This window comes from Kribbella sp. CA-247076 (genome assembly GCF_050942445.1).
Lineage (GTDB): Bacteria > Actinomycetota > Actinomycetes > Propionibacteriales > Kribbellaceae > Kribbella.
In genome coordinates this window covers 3827949-3851824 of record NZ_CP192051.1, presented here as the reverse complement: position 1 = coordinate 3851824, position 23876 = coordinate 3827949, and the positions used below count along the sequence as shown (strand labels likewise).

General features: G+C 68.8%; 23 protein-coding genes. 12 read left to right on the top strand and 11 right to left on the bottom strand.

The genetic code is table 11. From position 1 onward, the window contains the following. The first annotated feature begins 44 nt into the window (after positions 1 to 44). The 6 genes from ACQPYZ_RS18320 to ACQPYZ_RS18295 all read left to right on the top strand — a co-directional run bounded on the left by ACQPYZ_RS18320 (position 45) and on the right by ACQPYZ_RS18295 (position 5690). Positions 45 to 755 carry an SDR family NAD(P)-dependent oxidoreductase gene (locus tag ACQPYZ_RS18320; protein ID WP_433157149.1) on the top strand — a complete coding sequence of 237 codons (711 nt, stop codon included), beginning with the start codon at positions 45 to 47 and terminating at the stop codon, positions 753 to 755. Between the two features lie 48 nt (positions 756 to 803). Next, a complete protein-coding gene (locus tag ACQPYZ_RS18315) occupies positions 804 to 1859 on the top strand; it encodes a LacI family DNA-binding transcriptional regulator (RefSeq protein ID WP_433157146.1) in 1056 nt (351 codons plus the stop codon). 91 nt (positions 1860 to 1950) lie between these two features. Beyond that, positions 1951 to 3243 carry an extracellular solute-binding protein gene (locus ACQPYZ_RS18310; protein WP_433157144.1) on the top strand — a complete coding sequence of 431 codons (1293 nt, stop codon included), beginning with the start codon at positions 1951 to 1953 and terminating at the stop codon, positions 3241 to 3243. Positions 3244 to 3256: 13 nt separating this feature from the next. Then, entirely contained in the window at positions 3257 to 4201 is a 945-nt protein-coding gene (locus tag ACQPYZ_RS18305) for a carbohydrate ABC transporter permease (protein WP_433157141.1), read from the top strand. Then, positions 4198 to 5079, top strand: coding sequence for a carbohydrate ABC transporter permease (locus tag ACQPYZ_RS18300; RefSeq protein WP_433157138.1), 882 nt, complete (start codon positions 4198 to 4200; stop codon positions 5077 to 5079). The genes ACQPYZ_RS18305 and ACQPYZ_RS18300 overlap by 4 nt, the downstream gene beginning before the upstream one ends. Before the next feature lie 410 nt (positions 5080 to 5489). Continuing rightward, the gene (locus ACQPYZ_RS18295; RefSeq protein WP_433157135.1) at positions 5490 to 5690 is read left to right on the top strand and encodes a hypothetical protein; all 201 of its coding nucleotides are present in this window, start codon (positions 5490 to 5492) and stop codon (positions 5688 to 5690) included. A gap of 90 nt (positions 5691 to 5780) precedes the next feature. Here the strand turns inward: ACQPYZ_RS18295 and ACQPYZ_RS18290 are convergent, their stop codons facing one another. From ACQPYZ_RS18290 to ACQPYZ_RS18255, 8 genes are all read right to left on the bottom strand, one after another. Next, the gene (locus ACQPYZ_RS18290; protein WP_433157132.1) at positions 5781 to 6137 is read right to left on the bottom strand and encodes a YciI family protein; all 357 of its coding nucleotides are present in this window, start codon (positions 6135 to 6137) and stop codon (positions 5781 to 5783) included. A gap of 76 nt (positions 6138 to 6213) precedes the next feature. Further along, entirely contained in the window at positions 6214 to 6669 is a 456-nt protein-coding gene (locus tag ACQPYZ_RS18285) for a carboxymuconolactone decarboxylase family protein (protein ID WP_433157129.1), read from the bottom strand. 30 nt (positions 6670 to 6699) lie between these two features. Next, positions 6700 to 7485 carry a sugar phosphate isomerase/epimerase family protein gene (locus ACQPYZ_RS18280; protein WP_433157126.1) on the bottom strand — a complete coding sequence of 262 codons (786 nt, stop codon included), beginning with the start codon at positions 7483 to 7485 and terminating at the stop codon, positions 6700 to 6702. A gap of 3 nt (positions 7486 to 7488) precedes the next feature. Then, complete coding sequence (locus tag ACQPYZ_RS18275; protein WP_433157123.1) at positions 7489 to 8313, bottom strand: carbohydrate ABC transporter permease; 825 nt, start codon at positions 8311 to 8313, stop codon at positions 7489 to 7491. Then, the gene (locus ACQPYZ_RS18270; protein WP_433157120.1) at positions 8303 to 9244 is read right to left on the bottom strand and encodes a carbohydrate ABC transporter permease; all 942 of its coding nucleotides are present in this window, start codon (positions 9242 to 9244) and stop codon (positions 8303 to 8305) included. Before ACQPYZ_RS18270 ends, ACQPYZ_RS18275 begins: the two co-directional genes overlap by 11 nt. Before the next feature lie 4 nt (positions 9245 to 9248). Beyond that, complete coding sequence (locus ACQPYZ_RS18265; RefSeq protein ID WP_433157118.1) at positions 9249 to 10559, bottom strand: ABC transporter substrate-binding protein; 1311 nt, start codon at positions 10557 to 10559, stop codon at positions 9249 to 9251. A 9-nt stretch (positions 10560 to 10568) separates the two neighbouring features. Further along, positions 10569 to 11711, bottom strand: a complete 1143-nt coding sequence (locus ACQPYZ_RS18260; RefSeq protein ID WP_433157115.1) for a mandelate racemase/muconate lactonizing enzyme family protein — start codon at positions 11709 to 11711, stop codon at positions 10569 to 10571. A 13-nt stretch (positions 11712 to 11724) separates the two neighbouring features. After that, entirely contained in the window at positions 11725 to 12738 is a 1014-nt protein-coding gene (locus ACQPYZ_RS18255; RefSeq protein ID WP_433157113.1) for a hydroxyacid dehydrogenase, read from the bottom strand. A 115-nt stretch (positions 12739 to 12853) separates the two neighbouring features. On the opposite strand from ACQPYZ_RS18255, the gene ACQPYZ_RS18250 reads away from it, so the two are divergent. Both ACQPYZ_RS18250 and ACQPYZ_RS18245 read left to right on the top strand, forming a co-directional pair. Continuing rightward, a complete protein-coding gene (locus ACQPYZ_RS18250) occupies positions 12854 to 13750 on the top strand; it encodes a LysR family transcriptional regulator (protein WP_433157110.1) in 897 nt (298 codons plus the stop codon). 122 nt (positions 13751 to 13872) lie between these two features. Beyond that, the gene (locus tag ACQPYZ_RS18245) at positions 13873 to 14661 is read left to right on the top strand and encodes a putative protein N(5)-glutamine methyltransferase (protein WP_433157108.1); all 789 of its coding nucleotides are present in this window, start codon (positions 13873 to 13875) and stop codon (positions 14659 to 14661) included. A gap of 129 nt (positions 14662 to 14790) precedes the next feature. On the opposite strand, the gene ACQPYZ_RS18240 is transcribed toward ACQPYZ_RS18245, so the two are convergent. Then, positions 14791 to 16767: a GTP-binding protein gene (locus tag ACQPYZ_RS18240; RefSeq protein WP_433157105.1), complete on the bottom strand. Its 1977-nt coding sequence runs from the start codon at positions 16765 to 16767 to the stop codon at positions 14791 to 14793. A 156-nt stretch (positions 16768 to 16923) separates the two neighbouring features. Between ACQPYZ_RS18240 and ACQPYZ_RS18235 the strand changes: the two genes are divergently transcribed. Further along, on the top strand, positions 16924 to 17721 hold the full coding sequence (locus ACQPYZ_RS18235) for a phosphotransferase family protein (RefSeq protein ID WP_433157103.1): 798 nt from the start codon (positions 16924 to 16926) through the stop codon (positions 17719 to 17721). On the opposite strand, the gene pyrH is transcribed toward ACQPYZ_RS18235, so the two are convergent. Further along, the gene (gene pyrH, locus ACQPYZ_RS18230) at positions 17699 to 18424 is read right to left on the bottom strand and encodes a UMP kinase (protein ID WP_433157100.1); all 726 of its coding nucleotides are present in this window, start codon (positions 18422 to 18424) and stop codon (positions 17699 to 17701) included. The genes ACQPYZ_RS18235 and pyrH overlap by 23 nt on opposite strands. 69 nt (positions 18425 to 18493) lie before the next feature. Here pyrH and ACQPYZ_RS18225 point away from each other — a divergent pair, with 69 nt between their 5' ends. The 3 genes from ACQPYZ_RS18225 (at position 18494) to ACQPYZ_RS18215 (ending at position 20717) form a co-directional block, all read left to right on the top strand. Next, positions 18494 to 19270 carry a DinB family protein gene (locus ACQPYZ_RS18225; protein WP_433157098.1) on the top strand — a complete coding sequence of 259 codons (777 nt, stop codon included), beginning with the start codon at positions 18494 to 18496 and terminating at the stop codon, positions 19268 to 19270. Positions 19271 to 19340: 70 nt separating this feature from the next. Then, a complete protein-coding gene (locus tag ACQPYZ_RS18220) occupies positions 19341 to 20000 on the top strand; it encodes a dihydrofolate reductase family protein (protein ID WP_433157095.1) in 660 nt (219 codons plus the stop codon). Positions 20001 to 20069: 69 nt separating this feature from the next. After that, complete coding sequence (locus ACQPYZ_RS18215) at positions 20070 to 20717, top strand: VOC family protein (RefSeq protein WP_433157092.1); 648 nt, start codon at positions 20070 to 20072, stop codon at positions 20715 to 20717. 908 nt (positions 20718 to 21625) lie between these two features. Here the strand turns inward: ACQPYZ_RS18215 and ACQPYZ_RS18210 are convergent. Further along, positions 21626 to 23743, bottom strand: coding sequence for a DUF222 domain-containing protein (locus ACQPYZ_RS18210; protein WP_433157090.1), 2118 nt, complete (start codon positions 23741 to 23743; stop codon positions 21626 to 21628). Positions 23744 to 23876: the final 133 nt, after the last annotated feature.

Here is a 23876-nt window from a genome sequence, read left to right as displayed (position 1 = left end):
CTACGTTTAGGCCTAAACATTTAGATCTAAATGTGAGGAGTGCCGTGACCCGGACGATCGTGGTGACCGGAGGAGGGACCGGGATCGGGCGGGCGACCGCCGAGCGGTTCCGCGCCGACGGCGACGAGGTGGTGATCACCGGCCGCCGGGAGGACGTGCTGGCGAAGACGGCCGCCGAGCTCGGAGCCAGGGGAGTGGTGTGCGACGCGACCGATCCGGAGCAGGTGCAGCGGCTGGCCGACGAGTTGCCGGAGCGGATCGACGTACTCGTCAACAATGCCGGCGGGAACACCGACTTCGGCCGCCCGGACGGGGACCTCGCGCAACTGAAGGCGAACTGGCTGGCCAACCTGGACGCGAACCTGCTGTCCGCAGTCCTGACCACGGCCGCGCTCGGGCCTCGGTTGACGACGGCCGTGATCCACCTGGGCTCGATCGCCGGTGCCCGCGGCGCAGGCTCCTACGGCGCGGCCAAGGCGGCTCTGGCCACCTGGAACCTCGACGTCGCCGCCGAGCTCGGGCCGCGCGGCGTCACCTCGAACGTGGTCGCCCCCGGCTTCACCGCGGACACCGAGTACTTCCAGGGGAGGCTGACCGAGGAACGGCGTACCTGGTTGCTCGAAGCAACGATGACCAAGCGGGAGGGGACGGTGGCGGACATCGCCGGCACGATCCACTTCCTCGCGTCGGACGCCGGCCGGCATGTCACCGGTCAGGTCCTGCACGTGAACGGCGGCGCGCTCACGAGCCGCTGACCCCGCAACCGGGTTCGTGACCGGACGGCCAGGTGTGACAATGGCCGCATGCGTGCCACCGTCAAAGACGTCGCCAAGCTGGCCGGGGTGTCCCCGAAGACGGTGTCGAACGTCATCAACGGGGTCGTCTTCGTCCGCCCGGAGACCCGGGCCCGGGTCGAGCAGGCGCTGAGCGAGCTCGACTACGTACCGAACATGAGCGCGCGCGGCCTGCGCAACGGCCGCTCCGGGATGATCGCGCTCGCCCTGCCCGACCTGCTCCGGCCGTACTCCGCGGAGATCACCCATCTCGTGGTCGAGTTGGCGCACGAGCGTGGCTGGGGCGTGCAGATCGAGCAGACGGCGGCCGAGCCGAGGCGTGAGTTCGAGCTGCTGTCCAAGGGGCGTGCGCACCTCGTCGACGGCCTCATCCTCAACCCGGTGAACGTCGACGACAGCGCGGTCATGACGGCCGGGCCGCTGCCGCCGGTCGTGCTGATCGGCGACGTCGACCAGGATGTGGTCAGCCAGGTCGCGATCGACAACGTGGCCGCGGCCCGGGACCTGACGAAACACCTGCTGGCCCAGGGCTGCCGGCGGATCGCGGCCGTCGGCACGCCGGAGATCCCGCGCGGCTCGAGTGGCGCCGGCGTCCTGGGCGGCAGCGCGGACGCACCGGGTACGGCGGCGTCCCGGTTGCGGACGGCCGGATATCGCCAGGCGCTCGCGGAGGCCGGCGTACCGAACGATCCGGCGCTGGAGATCAACCTCGACCGGTGGCGGCCGGAGGGGGCCGCGACCGTGGTCGGGAAGTACCTGACCGAGCACGAGTTGCCGGACGCATTCTTCTGCTTCACCGACACGGTCGCCTCCGGGGCGCTGTCCGCGTTGTGGTCCGCGGGCGTCGGCGTACCGGAGCAGACGCTGGTGGCCGGGTTCGACAACATCCTCGAGAGCCAGTTCATGATCCCGCCGCTGACGACGGTCGACTTCGACCGGCGGGCGTTCGTGCAGTCCGCGCTGGACCTGCTCGCCGAGCGGATGGCGGACAAGGACGCCCCGCCACGGCGAGTGATCATCCCGCACCGGATCGTCGAACGCGCCAGCACCATCGCCGCACGCTAATCGACAACTTTCCTCAAAAAACTACATACAGGAGTCTTGTCGCTGCGTTCTAACGATGTAATGATCGGTCCCGCCCTCCCAAGGAGACCGAATGACTCGACGCATCTCCCGCCGCAACCTGTTGTCCGGTGCAGCGGCGCTGGCCGGCGGCGGCCTGCTGCTCGGCTGCTCGCCGAATGCCTCCCGTTCGACGGCCGAGCTCAGCTACTGGCACCTGATGACCGGTGGTGACGGCACCGTGATGGCCGGCCTGGTGGACGCCGTCAACGGCCAGAACCTCGGCTTCACGGCGACCCAGACCGTGCTCGCGTGGGGACCGCCGTACTACACGAAGCTGGCGATGGCCTCAGCCGGCGGCCGCGCTCCGGACCTCGCGATCATGCACGCGTCGCGGATCGCCGGCTACGCCCCGGGCGGCCTGCTCGAGCCGTGGGACCTGGACCTGCTCGCCGAGGTCGGCGTCCGCGAGGCGGACTTCCCGCCGCTGGTGTGGCAGAAGGGCATGTACGACGGGAAGCTGTACTCGATCGCGCTCGACACGCACCCGTTCGTGCTCTACTACAACACCGAGCACGCGGAGAAGGCGCGGGTGACGGACGCGCTGCAGTCGATGAAGAGCCCGGAGGAGTTCACCGAGGTCGCGGCGAAGCTGCAGAAGGTGACCGGCAAGCACGGGCTGTCCTACGGCTACCTCGGTGACGGGTCGCAGATGTGGCGGCTCTTCTACACGCTCTACCGGCAGACCGGTGCGGAGATGAAGCTGGTCCCCGGCCGGCCCGCGGAAGTGGACGAGGCCGCCGCGGTGAAGGCGCTGACGTTCGTCCGGTCGCTGCTGAACGACACCATCGCGACCCGCAGCGGCGACGGCGGTACGGCGACCAGCGAGTTCCTGCACGGCGAGAGCGGACTGCTGTTCGGCGGCGTGTGGGAGCTGCCGGTACTGAAGGACGCGAAGCTGCCGTTCGACGCCCGGCCGATCCCGACCCTGTTCGGCACCGACGCCGCGTACGCCGACTCGCACACGTTCGTGCTGCCGCGGCAGTCGAAGGTGTCGCCCGAACGCCGCCGGCACGTGTACCAGATGGTCGCGGAGATCCTGAAGCGGTCGGTGTCGTGGGCCGGTGCCGGCCACATCCCGGCGTACCAGCCGGTGGTACGGAGCGCGGAGTACCAGGAGCTCAAACCGCAGTCGAACTACGTGGACATCCCGGAGTACGTGAACTACGACCCGGACGTGTGGTTCGGCGGCGCGGGCAGCGACTTCCACAACTACTTCGAGGAGAACGTGCAGGGCGTGTACCTCGGCAGCGGGGACCCGGCGGCCGGGTTCGAGGGATTCGTCAAGCGGCTGAACGAACTGCTCGACCGTCCGCAGCCGGTCTGAGAGGAGACCACTGATGTCGACCGCCATCGACAGCCCTGCCACCAGTACGCCGGTCGTTGCCGACGGCCCGGATTCCGGCCGGGCCAGGGCCCGCCGCGGGGAGACGGCCACCGGCTGGGCGTTCGCGGCGCCGTTCGCCGTCCTGTTCGTGCTCTTCCTGGTCGTGCCGGCGCTGTACGGCCTCTACCTGAGTTTCACCGGTGAGACGTTGACCGGTTCAGGGAGCGAGTTGCTCGGCTTCGCGAACTACGCCGAGGCGTTGCGGGACCCGGACATGTGGCGCTCGCTGGGCAACACCGTGTGGTTCACGGTCCTCAGCACGGTTCCGCTCGTCGTCCTGTCGCTCGCGTTCGCCCTGCTGGTGAACCTCGGGCTGCCGGGGCGCTGGCTGTGGCGGCTGTCGTTCTTCCTGCCGTACCTGCTCGCCTCGACCGTCGTGGTGATGTTCTGGTCGTGGATGTACAACCCCAAGCTCGGGTTGATCAACGGCGTGCTGGCCGAGTTCGGGATCGCGCCGGTGGCCTGGCTGCAGGATCCGAACGTGGCGATGATCTCGGTCGTGGTGACCACGCTGTGGTGGACGATCGGGTTCAACTTCCTGCTCTACCTGGCCGCGTTGCAGAACATCCCGGAACAGCAGTTCGAGGCGGCCGCGATCGACGGCGCCGGCAAGTGGCGGCAGTTGTTCTCGATCGTGATCCCGCAACTGGCGCCGACCACGGCGCTGATCGTGACCCTGCAGATCCTGGCGTCGCTGAAGGTCTTCGACCAGATCTACATGCTCACCAACGGCGGTCCGGCCGGCTCCACCCGGTCGATCGTGCAGTACATCTACGAGTCCGGCTTCACCGGCTACCGGTTCGGCTACTCGTCGGCCATCTCCTACCTGTTCTTCGCGATCATCGTGCTGGTGTCGATCGCGCAGTACAAGCTGATCAACCGGAGGAATGCGGCGTGAGCACCTACACGTTGAGCCGTGGGATCAAACAAGGTCACAAGCCGGGTGAGAATCCCTGGAGCGTGTCCAGAATGGTCGCGCTGCTGGTGCTGGCGTTCCTGGCCGCGACCTGGCTGGTGCCGTTCGGGTGGGCGGTGCTGACGTCACTGAAGAGCGAGGCGGACGCCGGTGCGTCGACGATCACGCTGACTCCGCCGGACGGGTTCAGCTTCGACGCCTACCGGAAGGTGCTGTCGGCGGGCGACATCCCGGCCTGGGCCTGGAACAGCCTGATCACCTCGGTCGCGATCACGTTCATCACGGTGGCGACCTCGGCGCTGGCCGGGTACGCGTTCTCGCGGATCGGGTTCCGCGGCCGGCGCTGGCTGTACGCCGCGATCATCGCCGCCATCATCATCCCGCCGCAGCTGCTGATCGTGCCGCTGTTCCGGCAGATGCTCGCGTTCGACCTGGTCGACACCTACTGGGGCATCATCCTGCCGCAGGCGTTCGCACCCGCGATGGTGCTCATCCTCAAACGCTTCTTCGACCAGATCCCGGTCGAGCTCGAGGACGCGGCGCGGGTGGACGGCGCGAACCGGTTGCGGGTGTTCTGGTCGATCGTGCTGCCGTTGTCGCGGCCGATCCTCGCCGCGGTGGCGATCTTCGTCTTCATCGGTGCCTGGAACAACTTCCTCTGGCCGTTCATCGTCACCACCGACGCGGACCTGATGACGTTGCCCGTCGGCCTGCAGACGGTGAAGAGCGCCTACGGGTTGCAGTACGCGCAGAACATGGCGTCGGCGATCCTGGCCGCGTTGCCGCTGGTCGTGGTGTTCCTCTTCTTCCAGCGCCAGATCATCAAGGGGATTGCGACCACCGGTTTCGGCGGTCAATAAGACTACGTGCGGTGGTGAGGGCGGCTTCGGTGGTCGGTGAGAATCAATGAGACCACTGCTTGAAGTGGGCGCTTGCTGGGGCGTTTCGTGAAGCTGGACAGCGGTTTCAGTGCGCGGGATTCCGGTCACGATCCCTTGAAAACGCCGTCACTCTCAGCAAGGCTTCCCTGATCACTTCCGCGTCGTTTCCGGGTGCGGGAAGGACGGGGGAGTGTGTGACTGCTGCGCCGTACCGCTGGTCCGGCACGGTGGTCGCGTCAACCGTCACTCGGGGAGAACGACGAGAAGAAGGGGGAAGTGTGTCAGCGATGACAAGGCTCGCCGAGCAGTGCCGTGATGTGAGGAGTCACGGCAACGCAGGGCTCGGACGGGCTTCGATCCAACCAGCGGTGTGTACCGGCATCCACGAGGTGAGCTCGTCGATCCCGTCGGTGCAGCCGCGACGCGTGGCGGTGCTGAGGCTGAGCAACGGCCTGACCACCACGCTGCGACTCCGCCAGGGCGCCCCGGCTCCGGAGCAGGGTGCCACCGTGTTCGTCCGGGGTGGCCGGGGCATGGGTGATCAGCCCGCCTCAGGTGGGGTCATCCTCGCGTCGGGGAACCCCAGCTGAACCGCCGGGTCCCCGTGAAGGGCTGAGTCAGTGACTCGCCGGTCTCAGGTGTCAACGCCCAGCTGAGGCCGGCAAGTCCCTGGAGCGGCCCTACGTCTCGTCGGGCATCGGGTCGGTGAGCGCGCGCACCTCGATCGGTGAGAACCGCGCCTCCGGCAGCTTGGCCGCGAGCTCGGTCGCCCGCTCCAGGCTGCACTCGACCAGGTAGTACCCGGCCAGCACCTCCTTGGCCTCGGTGAACGGCCCGTCCGTCACCGCCGGTACGCCGTCCTTGACCTGGACCACCCGGGCGTCCGCGGTGGTCAGGCCGTCGGCGGCGACGTACTCGCCGTTCGCCTTCATTTCCTCGTAGAGCTTGCGGTGCGCCTCGTAGACGGCGTCCATCCCCTCGGCGCCGAGCGCGTTCCAGGTGTCGGTGTTCCCGTAGATCAAGAGCATGTACTTCATGGCTGCCTCTCCGGTCCGGTGACCTGGGTACGTCGGAACGCGCGCGCCGAACTCGACATCGTCACACGCTACTGAATCACCAGGTCGCGCCGGCCGGCTCCCGGACGGTCGTGTTGATCCGGTTGAACAGGTTCGTCAGCCCGATCATCAGGATGATCGCCGCCAGCTGGTTCTCGTCGAAGTGCTCGGCCGCGTCGGCCCAGATCTCGTCGGTGACCGCGCCCGGCCGGTCGGCCAGCCGGGTCGCGGCCTCGGTGAGTGCGAGGGCGGCGCGCTCCGCCGGGGTGAACAGGTCGCACTCACGCCACGCGACCACCTGGTGCAGCCGTTTGTCGGTCTCGCCGTTCTTCACCGCCGAGCTCACGCCGGCGAACACGCACGGTCCGCAGCCGTTGATCTGGCTGGCTCGCAGGTGCACCAGCTCCAGGGTCGTGGGCGGCACACCGCCTTTGTAGACGGCCTTGTAGATGTTCTGCACGCCCTTGGTCGCGTCCGGCAGCAGTTCCGCGGGGTTCTTCATCCGAGCAGTCATGGGAGGTTCTCCATCAGGTGGTTGTCGTCTTCACCCCACTGACGGAGCCCCGGCGGACGATGTGACACGAGCCGCCCGGAGATCCTCGACGATGCGCTGCTCGACGGGTACGGCGGGATCGGAGTACTGCCCGGTCAGGCAGACCGGCCCACTCCACCCGAGTCGTCGCAAGGTGGCGAAGACCGCTGCCCAGTCAGCCATCCCGTCGTCGGCCTGGACGAAGTACGTCTTCCAGCCCGCGTCGGTCCGGACGTACTGCGCGTTCTTCAGGTTGACGATGCCGAGCCGCTCGGCGCCGAGCTCGAGCGTGACCGCGGGATCGTCGCCGGCGAGGGCGTCATGGGCTGCGTCCCACACCAGCTTGAACTGGTCCGGCAGACCGTCGAGCAACTGCAGTACGCCGAGCGTCGACGCCACGAACCTCCCGTGATGCGGTTGGATCCCGACCTGCACGTCGTACCGCGCGGCGAGCACCGCCGCCTCCTCGAGCAGCCCGCGGGTACGGCGTACCGAGGCCGCGTAGCCGTCCGGGCCGAGCTCGGCCATGATCCGGATCATCGGTACGCCGGCCTGGGCGCACGCCGCGAACACGCGCTCGGACAGCTCGCTCGCGATGCTGACCGGTTCGATGCCTTCGGCCCGCAACTGTTCGGTGAACTTCGGCAGCTCGGCCCCGGCGGTCGCCGGCGTGACGTAGGCGGTGTCGCGGACCGGGATCTCGGCGCCGCCGAACCCGAGGCCGGCGACCAGCCGGCCGAGCTGGTCACCGGGGAGCCCGGACCACGGTTTGGTGAAGACGGACCACAGGTAGGTCATGAGTCAGCGGCCTCCGAGCCCGCTCATGGTGATGCCACGGACGAACCAGCGTTGGGTCAGGAAGAAGATGACGATCAGCGGGACGGTGGTGACGGTCGCCGCCATCAGCAACAGGTTCCACTGCGTGCCGTTGGTGTCCTGGAACACCTGCAGCCCGACGGCCGCCGTCCGGGTCGCGTCGCTGTTGGAGATGATCAGCGGCCAGAGCAGGTTGTTCCACTGACCGATGAACTTGAACACCGCGAGCGTCGCGATCGCCGGCACCGCCAGCGGGACGATGATCCGGAGGAACGCCTGCCAGCGGTTCGCGCCGTCGAGCCGCGCGGCCTCCTCGTAGTCCCGCGGGATGCCGAGGAAGAACTGCCGGAGCAGGAACACCCCGATCGCGGTGAACGCGTGCGGCAGGATCATGCCGGGCCAGGTGTCGATGCCGTGCAGTTTCGCCACCAGCACGAACTGCGGGATCAGCGTCACCTGCGACGGGATCATCAACGTCGCGAGATAGACGCCGAACAGCCAGCTCCGCCCGGGGAAGTTCAGCCGGGCGAACGCGTACGCCGCCAGCGCCGCGGTGACCGTCTCGAGCAGGGTCGTGCCGGCGGCGAAGTACACGGTGTTCAGCAGATACTTGCCGAGCGGGACCAGGTCGAACGCCCGGGTCAGGTTCTCCGGATGCCAGCTGCCCGGCCAGAACGACGGTTTGGCGGCCATCGACTCGCCGTCGGACTGGAACGCGACCAGCACCATCATGACGACCGGGATCAGCGTCACCGCGGTGACCAGGAAGCAGGCGAAGACGATCAGCCGGCGACGGAGCTCAGTTGTCATAGTGCACCAGCCTCCGCTGGAAGACGAACTGGGTGGCGGTGATCAGGACGATGAACGCGAACAGGACCAGCGACTGCGCGGCGGCGTACCCCTGGTCGTAGTTCTCGAAGCCGGTCCGGTAGATGTACATGACCAGCGTGGTCGTGCGGGTGCCCGGTCCGCCGTTCGTCATGATCAGCGCCTGGTCGAAGACCTGGAACGACCCGATCACCGAGGTGACGATCACGAAGAACAGCGCCGGCGAGAGCATCGGCAGGGTCACGCTGCGGAAGCTCTGCCAGGCCGAGCTGCCGTCGACCCGCGCCGCCTCGTAGAGCTGCTGCGGGATCGCCTGCAGGCCGGCCAGGAACACCACCATGCCGAATCCGAAGCTCTTCCAGACGCTCATCGCGACCAGCGCGGGCATCGCCCAGGTGTCCGAGATCAGCCAGGCGGGACCGCTGATCCCGACCGCTCCGAGCACGGCGTTCACCAGGCCGTCGTGCGGGATGTACAGCCAGATCCAGACGAACGCGACCGCCACCGTGATAGTTGCATACGGCAACAGCAGGAGCGAGCGGAAGACCGCGACCCGGCGCAGCCCCTGATTCAGCAGCAGGGCCAGCAGCAGGCTGACCAGGATCGTCAGCGGCACACTCAGGAAGGTGAAGTACGCCGTGTTGCCGAGCGCGGACCAGAAGGTCGGGTCGGGGCCCAGCCGGGCGAAGTTGCTCAGTCCGGCCCAGGTCGGCGGGCTGAACAGGTTCCAGTCGAGCAGCGAGATCACTCCGGCGGCGACGACCGGACCGGCGGTGAAGATCAGGAAGCCGATCAGGCTGGGCAGCAGGAACAGCCAGGCGGTCAGGGACTCCCGGTTGCGCCAGCGCGGCGTCGGCTTCGAGGTCGGGCGCGGCGGAGCGGTGGCGGGCGCCGGAAGAGTCTGGACGGCCACGTGGTCACCCCTTCCTGGCAGTGGCTTGGCGGATGTTGTCCTGGTGCTGCCGCATCAGGACGTCGAGGCGCGGCGTCAGCCCGGAGACCGCCTCGGCGACCGTGACCTGCCCGAGGAACGTCCGTGGCAGGTCCTGGCCGAGGAGTTGCTTGACCTGGTTCCAGTTCGTGGTGACGTCGAACGCGTGCCCGCCGGCGACCTTGCCGGCCAGGATCTGCTGGACGATGCCGAGGTTGTCCGGTGGCGGCCGGAACGCACTGCCGGCGCTGAGCCGGGCCGGGTTGTTGCGGCCGGCCTTGGCATAGATGTCGAGCGCCCCGGTGCTGGTGAGGGTCTTCAGCAACTGCCAGGCGAGGTCGAGGTCGGGTCCTTCGCGCACCCCCGAGGGAATCGCGAAGCTGGACCCCGAGACCCGGGGCGTGCTGCCGGACGCGCCGGCCGGGAACGGGATGATGTCCCAGTCGAACTTGGCCTTGCGGACGTTGACGACCTGCCACGGCCCGTTCTGCATGAAGGCGACGTTGCCTTCCAGGAAGTTGGACAGCGAGCTCTCGGTGACCAGGTTCTTGATCGGCGGCGTCACCCGGTCCTTCACGAACAGGTCGATGACGAACCGCAGCGCCTCCATCGCCTCCGGGTCGCCGAGCGTACTGCGGGTGGCGCCGTCGTCCATCACGTTGCCGCCGGCGCAGTAGATCCAGGAGACCAGGTCGTCGATGGCCGGTGCGCAGGTGAAGCCGTACTGCTCCGGCGGTCTGGTCAGCTCGACCGCGAGGTCGCGGAAGGTGGCCCAGGACATCGGTTCGGTGGGCGACGGCGGGTCGATGCCGTGCTGCCGCAGCAGCGTCTTGTTGTAGTACATGACCGTCGGCGCGACGTCGAAGCCGATCGCGTACGTCTTCTGGTTGAAGCTCGAGATCCGGCGGCTCGGGGGGTAGAAGTCGTCCAGGTCGAAGTCGGGATCGGCCGCGATCAGGTCGTCCAGCGGCCGGTGCGCGCCGCGGGCGGCGTACGTCGGGATGAGCGTGCCGTTGATCGCGGTCACCAGGCCGGCCGTGCCGCTGACCAGTTGGAGATCGAGCTTGGTCGGGTAGCCGCCGGACGGGGTGAGGGTCGGGACCGACTTCACCTTCAACTGCTGCTCGACGTACGCGCTGAAGTCCTCCCAGACCTTCTTCTCCGCGGCGCTGCTCGACCACATCGACCAGGTCGCGGTGCCGGGTGGCGGGCCGGACGAGCAGCCGGCGACGGCCGCGCCCAGGCCGGCCAGACCGGTGAGTTCGAGGAAGCTGCGGCGGGACAGCCTCTGCTGCATGGCGACTCCTCAGCGGTAGTCGAGCTCGATCGACTCGGCCCGGATGCGGTCCTCGTCGACCTGGACGCCCAATCCGGGGGCGGTGGGGACCGTGGCAACGGCCTTGGTGATGGTGAGGCCCTCGACGTACAGGTCGGAGAGCAGCTCCGGCCCGTTCAGCTCGGCGGGCAGGGCGAGGTCGAGTTGGCTGAACACGTGCAGCGCGGCCGCGAACGCGACCCCGCAGTCGGTCAGGCCGCTGGCCAGGATCTCCAGACCACCGGCCTGCGCGGTCTGGGCGGTCTTCAGCGCGTTGCGCAGTCCGCCCGACTTGCAGACCTTGATCACGACCAGGTCCGCCGCATCCAAGCGGATCGCCCGGGCCAGATCCTGTGCGGAGAAGCTGCCCTCGTCGATCGCGATCGGCAGGTCGATGAGGCTGCGCAGTCGCTGCATCGCGAGCGTGTCGGTGCTCGGTACGGGCTGCTCGACGCAGTGGATCGTGCGGACGTGTGCCGTCCGGTCACGCAGTTGCTTCAGCTGACTCGGGCGGTACGACTGGTTGGCGTCCAGCCAGAGCGGTTTACCACCGGCGACCTCGGCGACGGTCTCGATCGCGGCCGTGTCCGCGTCCAGGTCGCCGCCGATCTTCACCTTGTACGCCGCATAGTCCGACGACTGCAGCGCATGGTCGCGGACCGCCTCGGAGTCGCCGACACCGATCGCGGAGCACAACGGGATCTCGTCGTACACCTTGCCGCCGAGCAACGCGTGCACCGGGACGCCGGCCAGCTTGCCGGCCGCGTCGTGCATGGCGACGTCGACGGCGGCCCGGGCGAACGGGAAGCCGTTCGACACCGCGGGACTGAGACGCTTGGCGGCTCGCCGATGGAACAGCTCGACATCGAACGGCGTGAGCTCGCGCAGAATCGGCGCGAGATGCCGCCTGATCACCACCGCCATCGTCTCGGCGGTCTCGTAGCTCCAGCTCGGCAGCGCCCGCTGCTCGCCCCAGCCGACCACGCCGTCCTCGGTGGTGAGCTTCACGAACAGCACCGCGGTGGCCTGGTCGGGTCGTTCGCCGGGCGAGCCGACGGCGCCGCTGCCGAGCACGAACCGGCGTGCGAACGGGACCGGGACGGGGAACACCTCGACGTTCGTGATCCGGGACATGGCTGCCGTCCTCTCAGGCCGCGATCGACCAGACGGCCGGGTCGACGAAGCTCGGTCCACGCGTGCCGTCCGCGAGATAGCGCAGTACGTCCGCCAGCACGTAGCCGGCGAGCGCGAGATGACCCTCGGCGGTATCACCGGCGATGTGCGGGCTGAGCAGGAGGTTCGGCGCTTCGAGGACGGTCGCCTCGAAGGATGGCGGCTCGGGGTCGTAGACGTCCAGGGCGGCGTACAGGCGGCCGGCGAGGACGTGGTCGAGTAGAGCCTGCTGATCGACCGCGGGGCCGCGCGAGGAGTTGATCACGATCGCGTCGTCGGGCAGCCGCTCGATCAGCTCGCGCGAAATCATCCCCTGCGTCTCCGGCACGTTCGGGACGTGGATGGTGACGAAGGTGCTCTGCAGCGCGTCCTCGAGAGTGGTGCTGCGGACGCCGAGTTGGTCCGCCCGTTCCGCGGTGAGGTACGGGTCGTAGACGGCGAGGTCGCAGCCGAACGGCTGGAGCAGGGTGATCAGTGCCCGGGCGGTGGAGCTGGCACCGATGATGCCGACCTTCGCGCCGGCGACCTCGTGGCCCCGGAAGGCACTTTGCTTCCAGCCGCCCTGACGGAGGGCGTGGTCGAAGTGGGGGAGTCGGCGGGCGAGGGTGAGCATCGCGGCCAGGCAGTACTCGCCGACCGACCAGGCGATCCGTGGTCCGGCGGAGAACACGGCGACTCCCTGGCCGAGGATCACCGGGTCGATCAGGTTCTTGACCGAGCCGGCCGCGTGCGCGACCACCCTCGGACCGTTGCCGTCGGCCCACAGTTCCTTGTCGAGGTGCGGCGTACCCCAGCTGGTCAATAGAACGTCGGCACCGGCGCCCAGGATGGTGACGGCATCCGGAGCGAGCACCAACGGTTTGCCCGGTACGACGTGCTCGGGGCCGGCCCAGACGACCTCGAAGCGGTCCTCGAGCAGGCGGCGGGTCTGCGCGTCGACCACGTCGGCGGCTCGGCCGGGGGTGAACAGGGCGGCGAGTCTGGGCACCGTGCGGGCTCCTTCGATCGGCTGGTGCCCCTGACGGTAGGCGCTTTCCGTTATGCGGGTCCAAGCCCGATTACGTATTGACCGATACCGTGCAGGTATGGGTACGGTGCCGCCCATGGATCTCTCGCTCCCGCAGCTGCGCGGGTTCGTCGCTGTGTCCGAGGAGTTGCACTACGGCCGGGCGGCGCAGCGGCTGAACATGACGCAACCGCCGCTGACCCGGCAGATCCAGGGCCTGGAGCGGACGCTCGGCGTACTGCTGTTCGACCGCACCGGCAGGGGAGTGCGGCTGACCGCGGCCGGGAGTGTTTTCCTCGAGCACGCCCGGCGGGTGCTCGCGTTGCTGGACGTCGCTCCGGACGCGACCCGGCGCGCGGCCGACGGTCAGACCGGGACCCTGCGGATCGCGTTCACCGCGATCGGGGCGTACGCCGTCCTGGCCGACTTCCTCACCATGGTCGGGAAGTGGACGCCGGCGGTCACGGCGGAGCTGACCGAGCTGGTCAGCCCGGCGCAGTTCGACGCGATCGCGACCATGGAGATCGACCTCGGGCTGGTGCGGCCGCCGATCCCGGACGGGTTCGAGTCGGTCCTGGTGCATTCGGAGGACCTGGTGCTCGCCGTACCGGCCGCTCATCCACTGGCGGTCGGGGACGGACCGGTCGCGCTGGTCGACGTCACCGACGACTACATCGGGTACAGCCCGGAAGGATCGCAGTACCTGCACGACATCTGCGCCGCGATGATCGGGATGGACCGCTACGCCGTCAGCCAGCTCGCCTCGCAGGTCCCGACGATGCTCGCGCTGGTCCGGGCCGGCCTCGGCTGCGCGCTGATCCCGCGCTCGATCATGGCCATGCGGGTCGAGGGCGTCCGCTACCGCGAGCTCGACCCCGCCGACGCCCACTCGGTCACCCTGCACGCCTGCTGGAACCCCGACAACCCCAACCCGGCTCTCCACCGCTTGCTCGAGCCACTCCGCAGCTCGGAGGGTGCAGGTCGGGTACTGTAGTCGCGACAGTACGACGGACTGAGGAGGTGGGAACGATCACCGGTCGGGCAGGTTGGTTGCTCCCGCCTCGAGAAGTCGGCGACGTTCGCTGACCGCGGGAGCCTCGTAGTCGAAGGGTTTCCGTGTCTGTATCTTCTGTTCCTTCTTTCGAGCTCGCCCCGGTCGTCGACCGGCTGCGGGCGGCAGGCTGTGTGTTCGCCGAGGACGAGGCCGCGCTGATCGCCTCGACCGCCCGCGACCAGGTGGAGGCGGCCGTCATGGTCGACCGCCGGATCGCGGGACTTCCGCTCGAGCACGTGCTCGGCTGGGCGTCGTTCCGTGGGCTCCGGATCGCGGTCGATCCGGGTGTGTTCATTCCCCGTCGGCGGACCGAGTTCCTGGTGGCCGAAGCGCTCCAGGTGACCACGCCGGGCGCCGTCGTCGTCGATCTGGGATGCGGGTCCGGCGCGCTCGGGGTGGCGGTCGCGGCCGAGCGACCGGTCGAGTTGCATGCCGCGGACATCGAGTTGGCCGCGGTGCGTTGTGCCGCGCGCAATGTCGAGGCCTGGGGCGGGACGGTCTATCAAGGCGATCTGTTCTCAGCGCTGCCGGCGGAGCTGCGCGGGCGGGTCGACGTACTGCTGGCGAACGTCCCCTACGTTCCGACGAACGAGATCCGGCTGCTGCCGCCGGAGGCTCGCCTCTACGAGCCGCACGTCACCCTCGACGGTGGGCCCGACGGATTGGCGACCGTACGGCGGGTTGCCGCCGAGGCCGCCGCCTGGCTGGTGCCCGGTGGCCACGTCTTCGTCGAGATGAGCGAACACCAGGCACCGCTCGCGCGGGCCGTGCTGCAGGAGAACGGCCTCACCGCGTACGTCGCCACCGACGAGGAGCTCACTGCGAACGTCGTGATCGGCGTCGCGGACTGAGGTGAGAACCGAGGCCGCGCCGGCTGGCGCGGCCTCGTGGCTCCCGTCCGAGGCGTCGCGGTCGCGGTCCCCACGCTCCTGGATCGGCGTGACCCCAGTTCCCGCGCGCCGGGGCCATGCGGTTCGGGTTCATACCCGGCGCTGCACGTGCAGGAGGTACTCGCGGCGGTGCAGCGGATCGTGGTCGGTCCGCGGCCGCTCCGGGACCGGGCCCGTCACCGGCTGGTAGCGCTCGAACGCCGACTCCAGCACGCCCTCGCCCCGCGTCAGCGCGGGCAGTTGCTGCTCGAGCTGGTACACCGCGGCCGCGGCGATTTCCCCTTCCAGCGTTGACGTCTCGGCCGCCAGCGCCGGCACCTGCGGGATCGCCCGGAGCCGCGCCAGAGCCGCGAGCACGGCGCGCGTCGTGTCGGTCGGGATCTCGAGCTGGAACCGGTGCATCGGCTCGTGGACCGTCGTACCGGCCTCCTGCAGCGCGGTCACCAGCACGAGCGGCGTGAGGAAGCGGAAGTCGCCGGCCGTGCTCGACATGCTCTTGTCGAAGACGGCATGCGCGTGACTCTGCCGCGCCGAGTACCCCGAGTGCGTCATCACCACCCGCGCGTCCGGGATCTGCCAGCCGTGCAGGCCTTGCCCGAGCGTCTCGCGGACGGTCTCCTCGACCGCCTTGATGAACGCGTACGGCATCGACCCGAGCTCCACCTCGAGCTCGAACGTCACCCCGGCGTTCACCGGCGCCGGCTCGACCCGCAGACCGACCGTGGCCAGGAACGGGTTCGGGTCCTTCTTGTTGAACTCGACCGCCTGTCCGGTGCCGTCGATCCGCTCGATGCAGATCGTGGTGGTCTCGCGGAAGTCGACGTCGATCCCGAACTCGGTCGCCAGCGTCGTCTGGATGACCTCCTTCTGCACCTCGCCGTACAGCGACACGTACGTCTCCTGCCGGAGGTCGTCCTGGCGCAGGTTGATCAGCGGGTCCTGCTCGGCCAGCTGGGTGAGCGCGACCTGCAGGTTGCCCTTGTCGGACGGCCGGAGTGGCGAGATCACCGTCTCCAGGGTCGGTGGTGCGAAGAATCCGCCGGTCGCGGTGCTCGGCTCCTGCCCGGTCGAGGTGATCCGGTCGCCGATCTGTACGTCGGCCAGACCCCACAGCTTGCCGATCTGGCCGGCCCGGACGGCTGCCTTCTGCGGCTCGCCGAAGACCTCAAGGGCGGTGAGCTTCGCCTCGCCTCGGCCGAACCGCAGTCGGTCGCGGACGTGCGCCGTACCCGAGAACATCCGGACGTAGGCGACCTTCTCGCCGGCCGGGCCGCGCTCGACCTTGAAGACCGAGCCGTCCACCGGGCCGTCGGCATCGGTCGAGGCGAGCGGCAGGAACTCGCGGATGCCTTCGCTCAGTGCGTCCGTGCCGGCGCCGGTGATCGCGGAGCCGACGTACACCGGGTGCACGAGGGCCTTCTTCGTCTGTACGGCGAGTTGGCGCCGGAGCGCGTGGACCGAGAGTGCTTCCTCGTTCTCCACGAAGGTCGCCAGCAGTTGGTCGTCGTTCTCGGTCAGCACTTCGAGCAGGTCGCCGTACGGGTCGTCCGGACCGTACGGCGTGAACGTCGCCGAGCGCGTGCCGAGACCGCATGCCGACCCCATCGGCACGATCGCCGCGGAGAGCTTGTCCGCGATCGACTTCAGCACCGGCTCGTACTGCGCACCCGCACGGTCGGCCTTGTTGACGAAGATCAGCGTCGGGATGCGGAGCCGTTGCAACGTCCGCATCAGCACTCGCGTCTGCGCCTGGACGCCTTCGACCGCCGAGATCACGAGCACAGCGCCGTCGAGCACGCTGAGCGCCCGCTCCACCTCGGCGATGAAGTCCGGGTGACCTGGTGTGTCGATCAGGTTGACCGTGACGTCGCCGATCGGGAACGACACGACCGCCGACTTGATGGTGATCCCACGCTGCCGCTCGAGCGCGAGCGAATCGGTCTGCGTACTGCCGTCGTCGACACTGCCGACCTCGTCGATGACCCCGGCGGCGTACAGCAGCCGCTCGGTCAGGCTCGTCTTACCGGCGTCGACGTGCGCCAGAATCCCCAGGTTCAGTAATTTCACAAAGCTTCATGTCCTTTGAACAGGTGTCAGTGATCTCAGCGACACACATGAAGCGAGCTCGCATCGCCGCACTCCTTCCACTCACACCTGCTCGGACTCCCCGAGTACAGCAAAACCCCACGCGACCCTCAACCGATTTTCCATAGGCTGCCCCGGATGCCGCACGAATCCCGGACACCACTGACCGAGTCCGCCGCAGTCGCCCACGCCGCCGTCCGCGTCGGCCCGATCGTCCGCGTGGAGCCCGTACAGGGCTTCGCCGGCAACCGGACGTACCGCCTGCACACCGCCGCCGGTCCGGTCGTCTACCTGAAGTCCGGCGCGTCCGTCGAGGCCGAAGCGCGCGTCTGCCGGCTCGCCCGGTCCGCCGGCGTACCAGCGCCCGAGATCCTGCACGTCGAGCCGACCTACCTGCTCGCCGCCGAGATCCCCGGTGGCGCGTCCACCTCCCCGACCGTCCTCACCGAAGCCGGCCGCCGCCTCCGCCGCATGAACGAACTCCACGGTGACGCCAACTGGGCCAAGCGCCTGTCCGAGCCGATCAACCACCTCGACACCCTCACCGGCATCCTCCCCCCGGCCCTGATCCGGCGCCTGCGGGAGGTCGTCCCACCCTTCGTCGACTCCGTCGCCCACGTCGACCCCGTGCTCCTCCACGCCGACCTGCACCCGCGGCACCTGTACGCCGTCGGCAACGACCTGACCGGCATCCTCGACTGGGGCGACGCCATGTACGGCGATCCGCTCTTCGACCTCGCCCGCTTCACCATGTCCGGCCCGGAGGCAACCAAGGCCCTCCTGGCGGGCTACGACCTGGACGTGACCGGCTTGGAACAGACCTTCTCGATGTACCGAGCCCTCTGGGCCCTGATGGCGATCCACGCAGAACACACCGCCGGAGGCACCTGGATCACCCCTCACATCACCACCATCACCCACGAACTGGCGCGTTAGTGATCAGGGTGCCGAGGGGGTCGCCGGTGGCGATGGTGGGGGCGGCTTGCGGGCGGTCGATGTCGAAGACGTGCAGGGGGAGGTGGTGGTCGCGGGCGAGGATGAAGGCGGACTGGTCCATGACGGTCAGGCGGCGGGTGATCACCTCGTCGTAGGTGAGGCGGTCGAAGCGCGTGGCGGCGGGCGTGGTGTTCGGGTCGGCGTCGTACACCCCGTCGGTGCCGTTCTTGGCGACCAGGAGGGCGTCGGCGCCGAGCTCGATCGCGCGCTGGACGGCCGGGTAGTCGGTGGTGGTGAACGGCTGCCCGTTGCCGCAGGCAAGGAGCACGATCGAGCCCTTCTCCAGGTGCCGCAGCGCCCGCAGCCGGATGTACGGCTCGGCCAGGTTGTTGATCGGGATCGCCGTCATCAAGCGTACGTCGTCCGCGCCGAGGGCTGCGAGCCGCCCACGCAGCAATACGGCGTTGATCACCGTGCCGAGCATGCCGATGTTGTCCGCCTCGACCCGGTCGATGCCCCAGTCGGCGGCCCGGTTGCCGCGGAACACGTTGCCGCCGCCGACCACCACCGCGACCTGCACGCCGGTCGCCCGCAGCGCGATCACCTCGGTCGCCAGGTGGGTGAGCCGGTCGCTGTCGAAACCGAAGTCGTTCGGGCCGGCGATCGCCTGACCCGAGAGCTTGAGCACCAGCCGTCGATACATGGAGCCCAGATCTACCACGGAATTCGTGGAGTCTGGACGTGTGGGCGGGTGGGGCGGCAGGCTGGCTGGGTGACTGAGTTCAAGCAGGAGGATCTGGCCGGGGCTCGTTTCGAGGAGCTGTCGTTGCGGGGTGCGGTGTTCCACGACGTCGACCTGGCCGAGGCGCGGTTCGACAACGTCAGCCTGCGAGGCGCGACGATCCGCGGTGCGTTGCTGCACGACGTGTCGCTCGACGGTGACATCCGCAACCTGACGGTCTGGGGCATCGACGTCGTACCGCTGATCGACGCCGAGCTCAACCGCCGCTATCCCGACCGGGTGAAGATGCGGCCGGCCGACGCGGACGGGTACCGGGAGGCGTGGGACCTGCTCGAGCGGCTCTGGGGTGAGACCGTCGAGCGCGCCCGGTCGCTGCCGCCGGCCAAGCTGCACGAGTCCGTTGACGGCGAGTGGTCGTTCATCGAGACTCAGCGTCACCTCGTGTTCGCCACCGACGCGTGGATCCGGCGTACGGTCCTCGGCGACCCAGCACCGTGGAACCCGCTCGACCTCCCGCACGACGAGATGCACGACACCCCGCCGATCCCGCGCGACCGCGACGTACGGCCGTCGCTGGACGAAGTGCTCGCGCTGCGCGCCGACCGGATGGCGACCGTCCGCGGGATCATCGCCGAACTCACCGACGAGCGGATCGACGAGATGACGACACCCGTGCCCGAGCCCGGCTACCCGGCGTCGGACACGTACCGGGTCGGCGACTGTCTCAGCTGCATCCTGGGCGAGGAGTGGGAGCACCGCCTCTTCGCCGAGCGGGACCTCGCCGTCCTCACAAAATCCCCGGACTGAAAGTGTCGAGTTCCGTCCGGACGGTTCGACGCGTTGGCGAGAACGCACCTACGAACCACAGGAGACAGTCATGGAACTCAGCGTCAACACCTTCGTCAGCCTCGACGGCGTAATGCAGGGTCCTGGCGGACCGGACGAGGACCGCAGCAACGGGTTCGAGCAGGGCGGCTGGCTGGTCCCGCACGCCGGCGAGGGCCAGCTTGACCCCGTCGACGGGTGGTTCCGCGAGGCGGACGCGATCCTGCTCGGGCGGTCGACGTTCGAGATGATGCGGACCTTCTGGTCACAGGTCACGGTCGAGCCGGACAACATCGTGTCGACCGCGCTGAACACCTGGAAGAAGTACGTCGTCAGCAACACCCTCTCCGACGAGGACGCGGCCTGGGGCGACACCACCGTCCTGCGCGGCGACGACATCGTCGAGCAGGTACGGCGGCTGAAGGAACAGCCCGGGCGGGAGCTCCAGGTCCACGGCAGCTGGCAGCTCGCCCGGACACTGCACGACGCCGGCCTCGTCGACACGTACCGGTTGATCCAGTTCCCGGTCGTGGTCGGCGACGGGAAGCGGCTGTTCGCGGACGGCGCCGTACCGTCGACGTACAAGATCACCTCCGGTGAGGTGCTCACCGGCGGCTCGGGCGTGGTGTCGCTGACGCTGCGGCAGGAGGGCTTCGGCTCGATCGGCACCGGTGACATCATCGTCGAGGACGGCAAGGAAGTGCTGCTCTGAGATCTGTCGGTGCCGTGTCCTAGCCTCGGGGCTCCTGGAACTGCTCTGGGGGAGAGGCGAGGTGTGGACATGGATGTCGTGACGACGCAGGCGATCCTCGACGCCGGGCTGGCCGACTGGCGCATGCTGGCGCAGGGTCTGCACGGTCACTTCCTGACCAGGACGTACGCCGACGGCCTCCGCTTCCTGGAGGCCGTCGGCGAGGGCTGCGCGGAGGTCCGACTGACGGCCGGGTTTGTCGAGCTGAAGTTGCTCAGCGAGGACGCGGTCCATCGAGACGAGCACACAATCTCACGGGTGACCGAGCGGGAGCTGGAGCAGGCGCGGCGGATCAGTTCGATTGCGGAATCCCTCGGGTTCGGGGCTGATCCGATGGCGGTGCGGCAGCTCGAGCTCGCGCTCGACACGGCTGACCTGGCCGCTGTCGGTCCGTTCTGGGCGGCGGTGCTGGCCGGTACGTCGTACGGCGGGGGCGACGTCGTGGACCCGACCGGCCGGGTGCCGAACCTCTGGTTCCAGACGACCGAGTCACACGAGACCCCGCGCCAGCGCTTCCACCTCGACCTGTGGGTCCCGCACGACGTTGCGGATGAGCGCATAGCCGCCGGCGTGGCCGCGGGCGGTCGCATCACCTACGACCAGGAAGCCCCCGCCTTCACCGTCCTCGCCGACCCCGAAGGCAACAAAGTCTGCATCTGCACCTGCCTCGACCGCTAAGCCCTCGCTCCAGGTCGGGGTCAGCCCGGGGTTCTTCGGGCAGCCGACAGTCCACGGTGCGGAGGTGGCTACTGCATCCGTAGACGATGTGATCCCTGCATCCGGAGGTGATGCGGGTTCCTGCACCCTGGGGGTGATGTGTTTCCTGCACCTGGAGGTGATGACGCCGGGCGATAGCCAGTGGGACGGAGTTGTCGCGACCTGCTTCCTCGTCGGTCTCGGGACTGACATCTCCCGCGCGATCCCGACGTACAGCTCAGGCGGTGTTGTGCGAGGATCCCGTGCGCGGTGGGTCGACCGCGATCACCCGGTGAAGCGGCTGAACAGGCGGGGTGGCCCACGTCTACGGTCGCACCCGGAACAAGACGTCCCGCTCGAGGCCACGCAGGGCGACACGGTTGTAGAAAAGCTGCTCCGCTCGCCACGGCTCTGCGGTGACCATGCGTTGAGCAGGCGGCGTGGTGCACGTCTACTTCCGGACCGGAGCAAGAAGGCCGGTCCGTTCCGGTCTGCGCAAGGCGAGAGGGTCGTAGGAAGGTGCGCCGCTTCACACAGGTCAGCGGGGACCATGCGTGAAGCAGGAACCGCGCGCTACGCACCGGTGCGTGCTAGAGGCAGCTTCCGTAGAGCCGGCTGCGCACGCGTGCGAGCGAGACGTACCTCCCGTAGAGCCGACTCCGAGTAACCCCGACCGGCGGCTCGCGACCGGTCGCGGGGCAGCTGTCGTATCGCCGGCGTACGTGCAGCAGTTGGCGCTGACGCTTTAGCACGAGATCTGTGGAACCACTCGCGGCGTGGCGGCGTCAGCCGAGGTGGTCGACGGACAATGCTGACCCCCGCGAAGGTTCGGCCGGTGACCAAGCGGGACGAGATGCTGTCGCGTTCTGCGAGTTGCGGATCCTGTGAAGCTACGTGAGGGCTGTGCTGGCCTGTCCCGCCGTGTTCACATCGACACGGCTCCCGTTGTCGGGCGGTTGCTGGTCCGGAGGTTCGTTGCCCCAGACAGCGAAGCGGGCGGCCTGTCTGAGTGTCTCGTCGTTGGCCTTCCAGCGGGAGGGCGTGGGTGGAGCCGCGGTCGGTCCGCCCGACGATACTGAACAATCAGGCGGAGAGTCCGCGGACGCTGGTTGGCGATCCGGACGCTCGGTGAGTGTGGACGTGCCGGGGCGTGTGACGTCTCCGGGCGTGTGGATGTATCCGGGCGTGTGGGTGGGCGAGGGCGCACGTTCGGCGTCGGGTGACGGTTGCGGCACACGCGCGTTCTCGGGCGGGTTTTCGGTTGCCGGTGAACGTTCGGGCGCGAGGTCAGCGCTGGGCGGCCGCGGGCGCGCGGGTTCGGGTGGCGGTGACTGCTCGTGTGGCGGTGGCTGCTCGGGCGCGGATGTGCGGTCAGGCGCGGGTGTGCGGTCACCGGCTTCACGAGTTGGTGGGTGGCAGCAGGATTGGTTGCGGGTTGGGGGTGGGGGTGGTGGGTCGGCCCAGGTGGGGCGGGTGACGTGGACTGTGCCGTTGGTGATGTGGATGGTCCAGTGGCCGGAGTGGAGGTCGCGGTGGTGGCGGCGGCAGAGCAGGACGAGGTTGTTGATGGCGGTGGGGCCGCCGTCGAGCCAGCTGTGGAGGTGGTGGGCGTCGCAGTGGATGGGTGGGGCGGCGCAGACGACGCAGCCTTTGTCGCGGGCGTTGAGGGCGCGGCGCAGGTGGCGGTTGACGAGGCGTGCGGCGCGGCCGATGTCGAGGGGTTCGGAGTTGGTGCCGAGCACGAGCGGGATGATGTTGGCGTCGCAGGCCAGGCGGCGGATCGCGGCCGCGGACAGGTTGTCGCCGTAGACGAGTTGGCCGGTGGCCTCGGCGGTGGCGGCCTTGAGGTCGTTGAGGTCGATGGTGACGGTGATGTTCGCCTTCGCCCCGAACCCCGGCACCCAGTTGTTCCGGCCAGACCGCCCGGCCCCGTCTGCTTGATCGGCCGCTGGCCTGGTGGTCGGCTCGGCGGTAGGGCGATCATGGTCGGCCGACGTCGGGCCGTCGCCGTCGAGGGGAGTGCCGACACCAGGCGAGCGCGGGTCGGTGGCGGGGCGGTCGTCGCGGCGATCAGCGGTGCCGGTCGGTGCAGGGCGGGCAAGGTCGCTGAGGCGGTCGTCGCGGCGGTGGGTGGTGTCGGTGGTTGTGGCGGCGAGGGTGAGGGTGGTGGTGAGGGCGTCGGCTTGGCGTTTGGTGCGGGGGCGGGGGTCGGGGTCGCCGTCGACGGTTTTGTGGGGGCGGGCGTTGGCGTGGATGAGGGCGCGGAGGAGTTCGGCGTTCTCGTTGGCCAGGTAGCCGCGGAAAGCCACGCCGTTGTCGGCGTCGCTCAGGGTCAGTGATTCGCGGGCGTAGGCCTTGTGTTCGTCGGGCTCGGGGCCGTCGGTGTCCAGCAGGTCGCGGATCTGTTTGCCGGCCCGGCGCAGTTCGGCCGGGGACAGGTGGCGGGCGAGGTTGACCAGTTGCTGTTCGGCGACCTCGACGTCCTCGACCGGGACCGTTGCCGGGACCCGTTCGAGGGCGGAGACGATGGCCTCGGCCTGGGCTGGTCGCAGCAGCCATCGCTGATCGTCCTCGCGGTGATCAGCGTGCTCACTGCCATGCTCGCCGCGGTCGTCGGGATCGGCGTCGTGCTCGTCGTGGTCGGGCTCGGCGTCGTGCTCGTGCTCATGTTCGTGCTCGGCGGTCGCAGCCGCGGTCTGCGCGCCGGGTGCTGTGTCAGGCAGGGCTGTGTCAGGCAGGGCTGCTGCGACTGCGTCGTATTTGGGCAGGGCGCGGGCGAGGCGGACGTCGCGGTGGGCGTCGGTGCTGTTGAGGCGGTACCGGAAGGTCAGCAGTCGGGCGGTGTCGTGGGCACCGACCTCTTGCGCGTAGCCGACATCCTCGAGGCCGGCGATGACCTGGAGGCGGTAGGTCTGCAACCGGGCCAGCTCGGCATCCAGTACGTCGAGAGTCGACAGCATTTCGCTGCCGCTCATCGACCACACCGGGCGCTGTCCCAGATCTTCCATGCATCAAACTCTAGACGGCCCGTCCGACAGTTTTCAAAGCTGATTCCCCTTGTTTTTAAGGGCTCTCGCGCCTCCACGTTGTCCACATGACATCTAGGCCTGTGGACAAATCCAACCGGCGGCGGCCCTATCT